This is a genomic window from Neorhizobium sp. USDA 3394, from assembly GCF_056280385.1.
In genome coordinates, this window is the sequence record NZ_JBWCDU010000001.1 from 3,360,853 (window position 1) to 3,373,615 (window position 12,763).

Below are 12,763 nucleotides of genomic sequence, written 5' to 3' on the forward strand. Positions count from 1 at the left end.
TTTCAGGCTGCCTCGGACAGCGCATTCGGCCGGAAGAGCGAGACCCGCATGCCATCGCCATCAAGGACGACGGCGCTGCCGTCCGGGATTTCCACCCAGGTATCGGCCTCGTCGTTCAGCGGTTCGGACACGAGGCAATGACCCGTCTCGCCACCCATTGGCGCCGCATAGAGCGTCGGCGGCTTATGGTCGGTGGCGTAACGCACTGCGTAGAGTTCCCGCCCGTTGGAATAGGCGGCGGTGAAGCGCACCAATGCCTCGCCCGATTTTTCGATAGACAGGTCCTCGACCGTGGCAATCGCCCTTTCCATGGCCTGGAACGGATCGGTATCCAGGCCGAATTGCAACGCGAGCAGGAAGAGAAGCTCGGAATCGGTCGTGCCGGTGCGGGCATCGAACAGCGCGTCCGAGAGCATGCCCTCCATGTGCCGGCGGATGCGATCGAAGCCGGAGATCTGGCCGTTGTGCATGAATGACCAGTGGCCCTGGACGAAAGGATGGCAGTTGTCGCGTCGCGTCGCGCCATGGGTTGCCGCCCGCACATGGGCGAGGAAGAGCGGCGAACGGATCTGCCGCGCCAGGCTCTTCAGATTGCAGTCCGACCACGCCGGCAGGATGTCGCGGTAACGGCCGGGTTCCGGCCGATCTCCGTACCAGGCGATACCGAAACCATCACCATTCGTCGCGGTCTTGGCGCGGGTGGCGCAATGGGACTGCTCGATCAGGGAATGGGCCGGTGAGGATACGAGTTCTTCGAGATAGAGAGGTTCGCCACGATAGGCTGCCCAACGACACATGGGTTATTTCTGCTCCGACTTTGCCGCCCGTTCGCGGACTGATCCAGGACTTCAGGGTCCCGACAAAGGCTTAATGAAACATGAATCCGACGGCTTCATGCCGGTTTCTTGCTAAAGAACCTATCACTTTTTGCGACAAGGCGTGATCTTTCGAGGTTGCCGCCGGAGTTTGGCGGCCTAGATAGAGGCACATGTCGCGTAAAGAACAGTCGAGCCCAGCTGCAGCAGAAGCGCTCATTCCGGGGGATCCCGTTCTCGCCAGGCTCACGCTCGAACCGGAGCGATGGGCGCTGTTTCTCGATATCGACGGCACGCTGATCGAGCTTGCCGAGACCCCGGACGGGATCGTCGTACCGCCGAAGCTGCCCGAAAACCTGCATCGTCTTTCCATGAGGCTTGGCGGCGCGCTGGCGCTGGTCACAGGCCGGGCCCTTCCCTATGCTGACCGGCTTTTCACGCCATATAAATTCCCGATCGCCGGCCTGCACGGCTCCGAACGCCGCGATCCCTCAGGGGCGATCAGCCGCGTCGAGATCAACGCCGCGTTCGAGGATGTGAAGGCGGCTCTTCTGCGCGAAGCCAGTCAATGGCCGGGTGTTCTGGTGGAGGACAAGGGTGCGGCCGTGGCCGCTCATTATCGCCAGGCGCCGCAGCAACGCGAGGTTGTCGAGGCGGCCATGCCCCGCTACCTCGATATGGCCGGGCCGGACTTCACGCTCCAGCACGGCAAGATGGTGATGGAGATCAGGCCGGCCCAGGCGAGCAAGGGCCACGCCTTGCAGGCCTTTCTCGATCAACCGCCGTTCAAGGGCCGAAGACCAATCGCGATCGGTGACGACGTGACCGACGAGGCGATGTTCCGCACCGCCAACGAACTCGGCGGCCATTCCATCCGTATCACCGAGACGCCGGGTGACACGGAAGCCAAATCCACCCTCCCCTCGGCCGCTGCATTGCGCGCGGCAATCGAAACGCTTGCGGGTGGCCTAAACACCGATGCCGCGTGAGCTGAAAGGACAATATCTTGAGCCGACTTGTCGTCGTTTCGAACCGTGTCTCCCTGCCGCAAAAGAGCGGCGATGCCCCAGCCGGCGGGCTGGCTGTCGCGCTGCAGGCCGCCCTGGAGGAGCACGGCGGCATCTGGATGGGATGGTCCGGCAAATCCAGCGGCGCCAAGGAGCCGGCACCGCTCGATATGCAGCAGCACGGCAACATCACCTATGCGCTCACCGATCTCACCAAGACGGATGTCGAGGAATATTACCACGGGTTTGCCAACCGCGTGCTCTGGCCGATCTGTCATTACCGGATGGACCTTGCCGAATATGGACGCAAGGAAATGGCTGGGTATTTCCGCGTCAACCGCTTCTTCGCCCACAAGCTGGCGCCGCTCATCCAGGAAGACGACGTCATCTGGATACACGACTACCACCTGATTCCGCTGGCCGCGGAGCTGCGCCAGATGGGCCTCAAGAACAAGATCGGCTTCTTCCTGCACATTCCCTGGCCGCCGGCTGACGTGCTCTTCACCATGCCCGTTCACGAGGAGATCATGAAAGGGCTGTCGTATTACGATCTGGTCGGGTTCCAGACGGACCACGACCTCGCCAATTTCGTCGGCGGACTCGTGCGCGAAGGCATCGGCGACGCACTGGAGGGGGGGAAGCTGAGCTCCTACGGGCGGACCTTCAAGGGCGGTTTCTATTCGATCAGTATCGAAACTGCCGCCTTTGCCGAATACGCGAAGAAAGCGGCGAGCAATATCATCGTGCGCAAGGCCAAGCAGAGTATCGAAGGGCGCGACCTGATCATCGGCGTCGACCGGCTGGACTACTCCAAGGGCATCACCCAGCGGATCGACGCCTTCGAGCACTTCGTCAAATCCAACCCCGCCCATCACAACCGCGTCACCTACCTGCAGATCACTCCGAAATCCCGCTCGGAAGTGCCGGAATACGAGCAGATGCAGCGGATGGTGGCCGAGCAGGCGGGCCGCGTGAACGGTGCGATCGGCACGGTCGACTGGGTGCCGATCCGCTATATCAACCGCTCGATCGGCCGGCCGGTTCTGGCCGGCCTTTATCGGCTTGCCAAGATTGGACTCGTCACGCCGCTGCGCGACGGCATGAACCTGGTCGCCAAGGAATATGTCGCGGCTCAGGATCCGGAAAACCCGGGCGTTCTGGTGCTGTCGCGTTTCGCTGGCGCGGCGCGGGAACTGCGTGGGGCGCTGCTGGTCAATCCCTATGACATCGAAGGAACGGCGAACGCGATCGCGCGCGGCATCAACATGCCGATCGAGGAGCGCAAGGAGCGCTGGGGCCGCATGATGGAGCATCTCCTCGAGCACGACGTCACCCGCTGGTGCGACGACTTCCTCAAGGACCTCACCGCGGCATAAGCCCCTTAAAAGTCTCAGGATGCTTGGTCATGGCGTCCCCAAGGACGCCATCACTGCGTATGAATTCGGCGATCACGCCGCCTGCTTCAGAGATCCGAGCACTTCTTCCAGGCTCACATGGCCGAGGAACTGGCCGCTGGTCTGCGCCTCCTCCTGATGCTCAATGGCCCAGGCGAACCGTACTGCCGGGTCCTGCTGCAGGCGCTCGTAGAGCGCATTGAGCGCCGGAAACTGCCTACGGTCGACGACCCGGTGGAAATCGTTCCAGCGGGCGATGCCGGCGAAATAGGCGTCTGCAAAACTCTTCCCGTCGCCGAGCAGCCAATCGCGGCCATCAAGGAGGGTTTCGAGCTGCGCATGTGCCTTTTCGACCTTGGCGATGCCGTAAGCGCGAAGAGCCTCTTTAGCCTGCGGCTCCAGTTCGTGCTCCACCGTGTACCAGAGCGGGCCGAAGGCGTTGAAGAAAGCGGTATTGAGGAAGGCCAGCATCTGGTTCAGCCGGTCGAATTTTTCCGATTTCGGATCGAAACCCCAGCCCTTCGCCACCGTGCGCGCGGCGATATGGTTGAGGATCGCCATGCTTTCGCTCATCACCCGGCCATCCGGCAGCATCAGCGAGGGTGTTTCGCCGATCGGATTGACGGGCTTGTAGGCCTTGCTCGAAACCACGGCCGGCATTTCGACGCGGCACAGCCGATAAGGCGCGCCGGTCCATTCAAGCGCGACGATCGAGCCGAAGGAACATCCTTCCGGAACGCCGTAAAACAGGATCGGTGTCATTTCATACTCCCTGGATTGAAACTTTGAGACACCGCCAATATGATTTTATGGACGCTGGCGCGGTAGACGCCAATTTTCCGCCTTTAAGTCTACAGACATGGAAGCTGAGGATGACTTTGCCCAACCTCAACGATCTCTATTTCTTCGTGCAGGCCGTGGAGCATGGCGGCTTTTCCGCGGCAGGGCGCAGGCTCGGCGTGCCGAAATCCACCGTCAGCAAACGCGTGGCGGAACTTGAGGACCGGCTGGGCGTGCGGCTGATCCAGCGGACGTCCCGCAGTTTTTCGCTGACCGATCTTGGCCGCGATTTCTTCCGGCATGCGCAGGCGTCTGTGATCGAGGCGGAGATGGCGGAGACCATCGTGCGTACCCATCTCGGCGAGCCGAGCGGCATCGTGCGAATGACGGCTGCGGTGCCGACCGCACAATTCACGCTCGCCGATCATCTCGCCGAGCTTTCGGCACGATATCCGAAACTGCATCTTTCGCTGCATGTGAGCGACCGGTTCGTCGATATCGTTCAGGAGGGTTTCGACATTGCAGTACGCAGCCACCAGGCACCGCTGCCGGATTCGACGCTGCTGCAGAAGAAGCTTGCGACGCATCCTTTCTTCGTCGTCGCCTCACCGGATTATGTTCGCATCCATGGCGAGCCCTTACGGCCGGAGGATCTCGCCGGACACAAGGCGGTCACCGCAGGCCCGACGGACATGGTCTGGAAGTTGGCCTCAGGCGATGGCGAAGCGGTCGTCGTGACACCCAGATCCGTGCTTTCCGCCGACGAGCCGATGGTGATCATGAAGGCAGCGATGGCAGGCCTTGGCCTGACCTGCCTGCCGACTTCCGTCTGCCGCGGGGCGCTTGACGAGGGCAGGCTGATCCGCCTGTTGCCCGATTGGACCGCCGGCAGCATCACGACGACGATCCTGATGCCGCACCGACGCGGGCAGCTTCCGGCGGTGCGCGCCGTCGTCGATTTTCTCAGCGAACGGATCGGCGCTTAAAGGGACTTTCATTTCGGCGGCCCGGCGGCTACCCATGGCCTTTCGATTCCCAAGAGGCCGTCATGTCGATCGAACACACAGTCACGCCAGAACGTATCGCGGAAACCGAGAAGCTCATCCGCCCGCATATCCGCCGCACGCCGGTCATGCGCGTGGACATGCGCGATTTCGGCGGGACACCACTGCCGATCGACCTGAAGCTCGAACTGCTGCAGCATTCCGGCTCATTCAAGGCCCGTGGCGCCTTCACCAACCTCTTGACACGCAATGTCCCCACGGCCGGCGTCGTCGCCGCGTCCGGCGGCAATCACGGGGCGGCTGTCGCCTATGCGGCGATGCGGCTCGGCGTTCCGGCGCATATTTTCGTGCCGAGCGTGGCTTCCCAGGCGAAGATCGACCTCATTCGCTCCTATGGTGCCGAGCTGGTGGTCGGCGGAGATCGCTACAACGATGCACTGGCCGCGAGCCAGACCTATGTGGCGACGAGCGGTGCAATCGCCGCCCATGCCTATGACCAGGTGGAAACCCTGCTCGGCCAGGGCACGCTCGGCAAGGAGATCGAGGACGACCTGCCCGAGATGACGACGCTGCTCGTGGCCGTCGGCGGCGGCGGGCTGATCGGCGGCATCGCCTCCTGGTTCCGCGGCCGGGTGAAGATCGTCGCGGTGGAATCCGACGGTGCGCCGACGCTTTACGAAGCCTTCAAGGCCGGCCGCCCCGTGGATGCGCCGGCCGGCGGCATCGCGGCGGATTCGCTGGCGCCGAAGCAGGTCGGCGAACTGATGTTCCCTGTCGCGCAGAAATATGTCCAGCCTCCGCTGCTGGTCACCGACGACGAAATCCTCGCGGCTCAGAAGGCACTCTGGGCCGGCGCCCGCATCGTTGCCGAACCCGGCGGTGCAGCGGCCTTCGCAGCCCTGCTGTCCGGCAAATATGTTCCCGGCCCCGATGAGCGCGTCTGCGTGCTGGTCTGCGGGTCCAATACGACAGCGGTCAAGTTCGGCTAAGACACCGGAACGGTATCAGGCCGCTTTCGCGACCTGATATTCCTTGATCGCGACCATCTTGATGGCCGGATAACGCTCCGACTCGTAGCGCAGCGAGAAACTGTCCTGCGCCAGGAAAACCGGATCGCCATCAAGATCGCGGGCGATATCGCCGCGCTTGACCGTCAGGAACTTGTCGAGATCCGCCTGATTTTCGGCAGAGATCCAGCGGCAGATCGAGAAGCGCGACATTTCGAAGGAAACCGGCAGGCCGTATTCGCCCTGCAGCCGTTCCTTCAGGACGTCGAGCTGCAGCGCGCCGACGACCCCGACGATGGCCGGCGAGCCGTCTTCCGGGGAGAAGAGCTGAACGACACCCTCTTCCGCCATCTGCTGCAGGGCTTCCTTCAGCTTCTTCGCCTTCATGGCATCCTCCAGCCGCACGCGGCGAAGGATTTCCGGCGAGAAGTTCGGTACGCCCTGGAAGACGAGCTGTTCGCCCTCGGTCAGCGTGTCGCCGATGCGCAGCGTGCCGTGGTTCGGGATGCCGACCACATCGCCCGCATAGGCGGTGTCGGCGAGCTGGCGCTGCGAGGCGAAGAAGAATTGCGGCGCCGTGAGCCCCAATTGCTTGCCGGTACGCGCCAGCCGCGCCTTCATGCCGCGCTCCAGCTTGCCCGAGCAGATGCGCGCAAACGCGATACGGTCGCGATGGTTGGGATCCATGTTCGCCTGGATCTTGAAAACGAAGGCGGTCATCTTCTCGTCGGTGGCATGCACGGTGCGGACATCCGCCACCTGGTCGCGCGGAGGCGGCGCGAAATCGCCAAGCGCGTCGATCAGGTCGCGCACGCCGTAATTGCGTAATGCGGAGCCGAAGAAGACCGGCGTCATGTGGCCTTCGAGGAAGGCCTGACGGTCGAACGGCCGGCAAGCCTCGATCGCCAGTTCGGTCTCCTCGACGAAGGCCGCCCGTTCGTTTTCCGGCAGGCGATCGGCAACGCTCTGAGGTCCGTTGACCGGGGTCGCTTTGATTTCGGTATCCGAACCGCGAACCGTATTGTCTGCCAGATGGTAGGATCCGCAGAAGGTCTTGGACCGGCCGATCGGCCAGGTGACCGGAGCGGTGTCGAGCGCCAGCTTTTCCTCGACCTCATCCAGGATCTCGAAGGGATCGCGGCTTTCGCGGTCCATCTTGTTGATGAAGGTGATGATCGGGATATCGCGCATGCGGCACACTTCGAACAGCTTCAGCGTCCGCGGCTCGATGCCTTTTGCCGCGTCGATGACCATGACCGCGGCATCCACCGCCGTCAGCGTGCGATAGGTGTCGTCGGCGAAGTCTTCGTGGCCCGGCGTATCGAGAATATTGAAGACGTTGCCGTCATATTCGAAAGTCATCACCGAGGTGACGACCGAGATGCCGCGTTCGCGCTCGATCTTCATCCAGTCGGACCGCGTCTGAATGCGATCCTTCTTCGCCTTCACTTCGCCGGCGAGCTGGATAGCGCCGCCGAACAGCAGCAGTTTTTCGGTCAGCGTCGTCTTGCCCGCGTCTGGATGGGCAATAATTGCGAATGTGCGACGGCGGGAAACCGCCTCGGCAATCGTTTCGGGCATTTTTTCTAGATCCTTTACGTTGCCGCGTATCTAACGACTCCGTGGATAACTTTCAATTCGTGTTTGACCGGAGTAACACCGGGTCGGCAAATGACATGATGAATATTCACGCCCCCTCCTCGCCGAAGCTCAATCTCGTCCGGCTCCCTCACGGCGCCGGCCTCGACCTGCCAGCCTATGAAACCGCGGGTGCTGCCGGCATGGACCTGCGCGCCGCCGTCGAGACCGACATGCCGCTGACGATCACGCCCGGCAAACGGGCGCTGGTACCGACCGGCTTCATCTTCGAAATCCCGGAAGGTTTCGAGGCCCAGGTGCGGCCGCGCTCCGGCCTTGCCTTCAAGAACGGCATCACCTGCCTCAACACGCCCGGCACGATCGACAGCGATTATCGCGGCGAAGTGAAGGTACTGCTGGTCAACCTCGGCGACGAGGACTTCGTCATCACCCGCGGTATGCGGATCGCGCAGATGGTGATCGCGCCGGTGACCCAGGCTCGGGTGGCCGAAATTACCGAAACCTCCACGACTGCCCGCGGTGCCGGCGGCTTCGGCTCGACCGGCCTTTGAACGCAAAGGCGTTTTCGTTGCCGGCGACTTCCGGGAACAAAATTTCCATTTCTCTTTGCGGCGGGTTCCGCCTTGCTGGCTTTCGCCGGTAACACGCCCTAACTTCTCTCCAAACTCAGGGAGAGCACCATGCCAGAGACCAGAAAGCCGGGACGCGGCCGCATCTATTCCTCGATCACCGAAACCATCGGCGACACGCCGATTGTGCGCCTCGACAAGCTGGCCAGGGAAAAGAGCGTGAAGGCCAATCTTCTGGCCAAGCTCGAATTCTTCAACCCGATCGCTTCGGTGAAGGACCGCATCGGGGTGGCGATGATCGAGAGCCTGGAAGCCCAGGGCAAGATCACGCCCGGCAAGACGACGCTGGTCGAGCCGACGTCCGGCAATACCGGCATTGCGCTCGCCTTCGCCGCCGCCGCCAAGGGATACAAGCTGATCCTCACCATGCCGGAAACGATGTCGATCGAGCGGCGCAAGATGCTCGCCCTGCTCGGCGCCGAACTGGTGCTGACCGAAGGGCCGAAAGGCATGAAGGGGGCGATCGCCAAGGCGGAAGAACTCGCCGCGACGCTGCCGGACGCGATCATTCCGCAACAGTTCGAGAACCCGGCCAACCCGGAAATCCACCGCAAGACGACGGCCGAGGAAATCTGGAACGATACCGACGGCAAGATCGATATCTTCGTCTCCGGCATCGGCACCGGCGGCACGATCACCGGCGCCGGCCAGGTGCTGAAGGAGCGCAACCCGGCGCTCAAGGTCATTGCCGTCGAGCCGGAGGAATCGCCTGTACTCTCCGGCGGCCAGCCGGGCCCGCACAAGATCCAGGGCATCGGCGCCGGCTTTGCGCCAAAAATCCTCGACACCCACATCTATGACGAGATCATCACCGTCAACAGCGGTGAGGCGATGGAGATGGCCCGACTGGTGGCCAGGCTCGAAGGCGTACCGGTCGGCATCTCCTCCGGTGCGGCGCTGCAGGCCGCTATCGAAGTCGGCAGCCGGGAGGAAAATGCCGGCAAGACCATCGTCGTCATCATCCCGTCCTTCGCCGAGCGCTATCTGTCGACGGCGCTGTTTGAGGGGTTGGGGGGTTAGCTGCACTTCTTCAGGTCGTCGTCCTCGGGCTTGACCTGAGGATGACGACGGAAGGGTATGCTATCCGCGTCTGCCTAAGCGCGGTCCGCCCAAGTGGAGCTTGGCCATCGGTGACCGCCTGCCCTGGCCGCAGAGCTAATTCATCGCCACCTACCGGCCTTCGCAACCCCATCCCTAACCTTCTGCCTCACGCCGCGGCCGTCGCCAGCCGTTCGCCGACCATGCGGTAGGAAATCGCCTCGGCGAGATGGATGCGGCCGACGGTGTCCTTGCCGTCGAGATCGGCGAGCGTGCGGGCGACCTTCAATATGCGGTGGTATCCGCGAGCCGAGAACTTGAGCTTTTCCGCCGCATCCCTGAGTAGCTGGAGGCCGCCCGGATCGGGTTCGGCGATCTTCTCGATCAATGCCGTCGAGCAGCGGGCATTGGTGAGTACCCGTGGAAAACCGGCATGTTCGAAACGCTCCCGCTGCCTGTCACGTGCTGCCGCCACGCGCCTGGCGACGTCGGCGCTGCTTTCCGCCGGCATCGGGCGAATGAGATCGGCGGCCGAGACCGCCGGCACGTCGATGCGGATATCGATCCGGTCCATCAGCGGACCCGAAATGCGCCCCTGGTAGTCCGACATGCATTTCGGCCCACGGGCGCAGGAATGGCCGGGTTCGCCCGCCATGCCGCAGCGGCACGGGTTCATGGCGGCGACGAGCTGGATGCTGGCGGGATAGGAAACCCGATGATTGGCGCGGGCGATAATACACTCGCCGGTTTCCAAGGGCTGGCGAAGCGCATCCAATGCCTGCGGCGAGAATTCGGGAAATTCGTCGAGGAACAGCACGCCGTGATGGGCAAGCGACGCTTCGCCGGGCCTGGCGCGCAGGCCGCCGCCCACGAGTGCCGCCATGGTGGCCGAATGATGCGGCGTGCGATAGGGCCGGCGGTCGGAAAGCTTGCCGCCGGAAAGTTGCCCGGCGATCGAATGGATCATCGACACTTCCAGCAGCTCGGCGGCCGAGAGCGGCGGCAGGATGGAGGGCAGCCGCGCCGCCAGCATGGATTTGCCGGAGCCGGGAGGGCCGACCATCAGAAGGTTGTGCCCACCGGCGGCGGCGACTTCCAACGCCCGCTTGGCGCTTTCCTGACCCTTGATATCGACCAGATCCGGCAAGTTGGCGGGCAAGGCGCGGATCGCCGCCTGTGGACGCGAGATGACCTGGGTGCCACGAAAATGGTTTGCAAGCGCGATCAGGCTGCGCGGTGCGACGATATCGATATCGGCGCCGGCCCAGGCGGCTTCCGCGCCACTGTCGGCCGGGCAGATCAGGCCCTTTCCCAGGGCGTTGGCGGCAATTGCCGCCGGAAGTGCGCCGGCCACAGGCGCAAGCGTGCCGTCGAGGTTCAGTTCCCCAAGCACCACATAACCGGTAAGCGCATCTCCGGGAACGGCGCCCAGCGCCGCCATGAGTGCCAGCGCGATCGGCAGGTCGAAATGGGATCCCTCTTTCGGAAGGTCGGCCGGCGCCAGATTGACGGTGATCTTCTTCGGCGGCATGGCAAGTCCCGAGGCGTGCAATGCCGCCTGCACCCGCTCGCGGCTCTCGGCTACCGCCTTGTCCGGCAGGCCGACGATATGCATGTTGATCTTGCCCGGCCCGACCATGACCTGCACGTCGACCGGAACGCCTTCTATGCCCTGGAATGCGACCGTGCTGACGCGCGAAACCATATCCACCCCGCCCCTAACTTCATGTCCGGGACGCCAGCGATACACGCTTTCCGTGCCAGGAATTGCAATCTGGCATAGAAATAAGAATGGAACAAGAACATTGAACGAACAATTTCACGCATCCGCTGCATGTGGATTGCAGGCGGTTGTATCGCGAGAACAAAGGCGATCCGTATCCTAAACGCCTTGCCTTCGTCAGGCGCGTTTTGCCTCGATCGCATCCCAGAGGAGGCTTGCGACGTCGGCGCCGCCGAACTTCTTGACTTCTCGGATGCCCGTCGGGGACGTGACGTTGATCTCGGTCATGTAGTCGCCGATCACATCGATGCCGACGAAGATGAAGCCGCGTTCGCGCAGGGCGGGTCCGATGCGGGAGCAGATTTCCTTCTCGCGCGGCGTGATCTCGGTCGCCTCGGCGCGGCCGCCGACATGCATGTTGGAGCGGCTGTCGTGTTCGGCGGGAACCCTGTTGATCGCGCCGACCGGCTCGCCATCCACCAGCAATATGCGCTTGTCGCCCTTGCGCACGGCCGGCAGATAGGCCTGGGCGATATAGGGTTCGCCGCGATACATCTGGCCGAACATTTCGAGCAGCGAGGTGAAATTGCGGTCGTCGCGGGCGGAGTGGAAAACCCCGGCACCGCCATTGCCGTAGAGCGGCTTCAGGATGATATCGCCCATCTCTTCCCGGAAGCGGGCGATTTCGCCCGGATCGCGGCTGATCAGTGTTGCCGGCATCAGGTCGGCGAATTCGGTGACAAAGATCTTCTCCGGCGAGTTGCGCACCCAGGCCGGATCGTTGACGACAAGCGTCTTCGGGTGGATGCGCTCGAGCAGATGCGTCGAGGTGATATAGCCCATGTCGAAGGGCGGATCCTGGCGCAGATGAACGACGTCCATCTCCGAGAGGTCGATGCGTTCCTTCTCCCCGAGCGTGAAATGATCGCCCTTGACGTCGCGTACCTGCAACGGTTCGACAGCGGCGAAGATCTTGCCGTCGCGCATGGTCAGGCGGTCGGGAGTGTAGTGAAACAGTTCGAAGCCACGCGCCTGCGCCTCGAGCGCCATGGCGAAGGTGGAATCGCCGGCAATATTGATGCCGGAGATGTGGTCCATCTGGAACGCGACCTTGCGGATTTTCGCCATGACTTCAGCCCCCTAGGATTGGCCCGCCTGATGTAGGATGGCGGGCTTCCAAAGGCAACTGCAATCCGGCCGATATCACGCGGAGATGCCGACCTGCGTCTTTGCCCGCAACATGTTGCGCAGGCGGAAAAGCATGGCGATCGGCTTCGGGAAAGGCCGGCGGATGAAGGCGACCTTCTTCAGATATTTGTCGATCCGCCAGGTGGCCCAGGTCCGGCCCTTGAAATAGGCGACATCGCCTGCCTGGAGGACACGCTCAGTGCCGTCCTCGGCAGTCACGTGCACCTCGCCCTCAAGGATCACCACCGTTTCGTCCCAGTGGAAATACCAGCGGAACTCGCCTGCGGTACATTCCCATACGCCGGTCGTCGCGCAATCGTCCTCGGCGGTGGAATGGGAACCGGCGCGCGCCTGCGGATCGCCGGCGAGCACCCATGTGGGCTCGATCGGCATCGGCTTCATTTCAAGAGAATGCGGGCAGGCGCCGATGAACGGCTTAACCTTCGGCTTCTCGGGCGTGTAGGACTTGTACCGAAATGCAATTGCCGCTGCGGTCGCGGCGAGGACGTGCCAACTCATCTTTCCCCCGGAAGCTGTCAATTCCGGGAGATGCTAGTGGCAAAGAGTAAGCCCACTCTT

At 62.8% G+C, this 12,763-nt stretch carries 12 protein-coding genes; 6 read left to right on the plus strand and 6 right to left on the minus strand.

Translation table 11 applies throughout. The features are described from left to right. Positions 1-2: 2 nt before the first annotated feature. The gene (locus ACZ9EJ_RS16585; protein WP_046639757.1) at positions 3-797 is read right to left on the minus strand and encodes a class II glutamine amidotransferase; all 795 of its coding nucleotides are present in this window, start codon (positions 795-797) and stop codon (positions 3-5) included. 191 nt (positions 798-988) lie between these two features. Between ACZ9EJ_RS16585 and otsB the strand changes: the two genes are divergently transcribed. Next, complete coding sequence (gene otsB, locus ACZ9EJ_RS16590; RefSeq protein WP_046639756.1) at positions 989-1,804, plus strand: trehalose-phosphatase; 816 nt, start codon at positions 989-991, stop codon at positions 1,802-1,804. Between the two features lie 17 nt (positions 1,805-1,821). Then, the gene (gene otsA, locus ACZ9EJ_RS16595) at positions 1,822-3,198 is read left to right on the plus strand and encodes an alpha,alpha-trehalose-phosphate synthase (UDP-forming) (RefSeq protein ID WP_046627898.1); all 1,377 of its coding nucleotides are present in this window, start codon (positions 1,822-1,824) and stop codon (positions 3,196-3,198) included. A gap of 72 nt (positions 3,199-3,270) precedes the next feature. Here otsA and ACZ9EJ_RS16600 read toward each other — a convergent pair whose 3' ends face one another. After that, entirely contained in the window at positions 3,271-3,978 is a 708-nt protein-coding gene (locus ACZ9EJ_RS16600) for a glutathione S-transferase family protein (protein ID WP_046639755.1), read from the minus strand. A gap of 110 nt (positions 3,979-4,088) precedes the next feature. Between ACZ9EJ_RS16600 and ACZ9EJ_RS16605 the strand changes: the two genes are divergently transcribed. Together ACZ9EJ_RS16605 and ACZ9EJ_RS16610 are read left to right on the plus strand one after the other, a co-directional pair. Beyond that, positions 4,089-4,982: a LysR substrate-binding domain-containing protein gene (locus ACZ9EJ_RS16605; RefSeq protein ID WP_046639754.1), complete on the plus strand. Its 894-nt coding sequence runs from the start codon at positions 4,089-4,091 to the stop codon at positions 4,980-4,982. Positions 4,983-5,044: 62 nt separating this feature from the next. Beyond that, entirely contained in the window at positions 5,045-5,989 is a 945-nt protein-coding gene (locus ACZ9EJ_RS16610; RefSeq protein WP_046639753.1) for a threonine/serine dehydratase, read from the plus strand. A 15-nt stretch (positions 5,990-6,004) separates the two neighbouring features. On the opposite strand, the gene ACZ9EJ_RS16615 is transcribed toward ACZ9EJ_RS16610, so the two are convergent. After that, a complete protein-coding gene (locus ACZ9EJ_RS16615; RefSeq protein ID WP_046627890.1) occupies positions 6,005-7,588 on the minus strand; it encodes a peptide chain release factor 3 in 1,584 nt (527 codons plus the stop codon). Positions 7,589-7,686: 98 nt separating this feature from the next. On the opposite strand from ACZ9EJ_RS16615, the gene dut reads away from it, so the two are divergent. Beyond that, positions 7,687-8,157, plus strand: coding sequence for a dUTP diphosphatase (gene dut / locus ACZ9EJ_RS16620; protein WP_046639844.1), 471 nt, complete (start codon positions 7,687-7,689; stop codon positions 8,155-8,157). Positions 8,158-8,286: 129 nt separating this feature from the next. Then, positions 8,287-9,255 (plus strand): cysteine synthase A, encoded by a 969-nt coding sequence (cysK, locus tag ACZ9EJ_RS16625; protein WP_046639752.1) that lies wholly within the window; start codon positions 8,287-8,289, stop codon positions 9,253-9,255. A 187-nt stretch (positions 9,256-9,442) separates the two neighbouring features. On the opposite strand, the gene ACZ9EJ_RS16630 is transcribed toward cysK, so the two are convergent. From ACZ9EJ_RS16630 to ACZ9EJ_RS16640, 3 genes are all read right to left on the minus strand, one after another. Further along, on the minus strand, positions 9,443-10,978 hold the full coding sequence (locus tag ACZ9EJ_RS16630) for a YifB family Mg chelatase-like AAA ATPase (protein ID WP_046639751.1): 1,536 nt from the start codon (positions 10,976-10,978) through the stop codon (positions 9,443-9,445). A gap of 195 nt (positions 10,979-11,173) precedes the next feature. After that, the gene (gene gshB / locus ACZ9EJ_RS16635) at positions 11,174-12,124 is read right to left on the minus strand and encodes a glutathione synthase (protein WP_046639750.1); all 951 of its coding nucleotides are present in this window, start codon (positions 12,122-12,124) and stop codon (positions 11,174-11,176) included. 75 nt (positions 12,125-12,199) lie between these two features. Further along, a complete protein-coding gene (locus ACZ9EJ_RS16640) occupies positions 12,200-12,703 on the minus strand; it encodes a cupin domain-containing protein (protein WP_046627877.1) in 504 nt (167 codons plus the stop codon). Between the last annotated feature and the right edge of the window lie 60 nt (positions 12,704-12,763).

Excerpts from the sequence above, each read along its gene's own strand:
- ACZ9EJ_RS16610 (WP_046639753.1), top strand. The coding sequence starts at position 5,045 with ATGTCGATCGAACACACAGTCACGCCAGAACGTATCGCGGAAACCGAG.
- ACZ9EJ_RS16605 (WP_046639754.1), top strand. The coding sequence starts at position 4,089 with ATGACTTTGCCCAACCTCAACGATCTCTATTTCTTCGTGCAGGCCGTG.
- ACZ9EJ_RS16600 (WP_046639755.1), bottom strand. The coding sequence starts at position 3,978 with ATGACACCGATCCTGTTTTACGGCGTTCCGGAAGGATGTTCCTTCGGC.
- ACZ9EJ_RS16630 (WP_046639751.1), bottom strand. The coding sequence starts at position 10,978 with ATGGTTTCGCGCGTCAGCACGGTCGCATTCCAGGGCATAGAAGGCGTT.
- gshB (WP_046639750.1), bottom strand. The coding sequence starts at position 12,124 with ATGGCGAAAATCCGCAAGGTCGCGTTCCAGATGGACCACATCTCCGGC.
- dut (WP_046639844.1), top strand. The coding sequence starts at position 7,687 with ATGAATATTCACGCCCCCTCCTCGCCGAAGCTCAATCTCGTCCGGCTC.
- cysK (WP_046639752.1), top strand. The coding sequence starts at position 8,287 with ATGCCAGAGACCAGAAAGCCGGGACGCGGCCGCATCTATTCCTCGATC.
- ACZ9EJ_RS16640 (WP_046627877.1), bottom strand. The coding sequence starts at position 12,703 with ATGAGTTGGCACGTCCTCGCCGCGACCGCAGCGGCAATTGCATTTCGG.
- ACZ9EJ_RS16615 (WP_046627890.1), bottom strand. The coding sequence starts at position 7,588 with ATGCCCGAAACGATTGCCGAGGCGGTTTCCCGCCGTCGCACATTCGCA.
- otsB (WP_046639756.1), top strand. The coding sequence starts at position 989 with ATGTCGCGTAAAGAACAGTCGAGCCCAGCTGCAGCAGAAGCGCTCATT.
- ACZ9EJ_RS16585 (WP_046639757.1), bottom strand. The coding sequence starts at position 797 with ATGTGTCGTTGGGCAGCCTATCGTGGCGAACCTCTCTATCTCGAAGAA.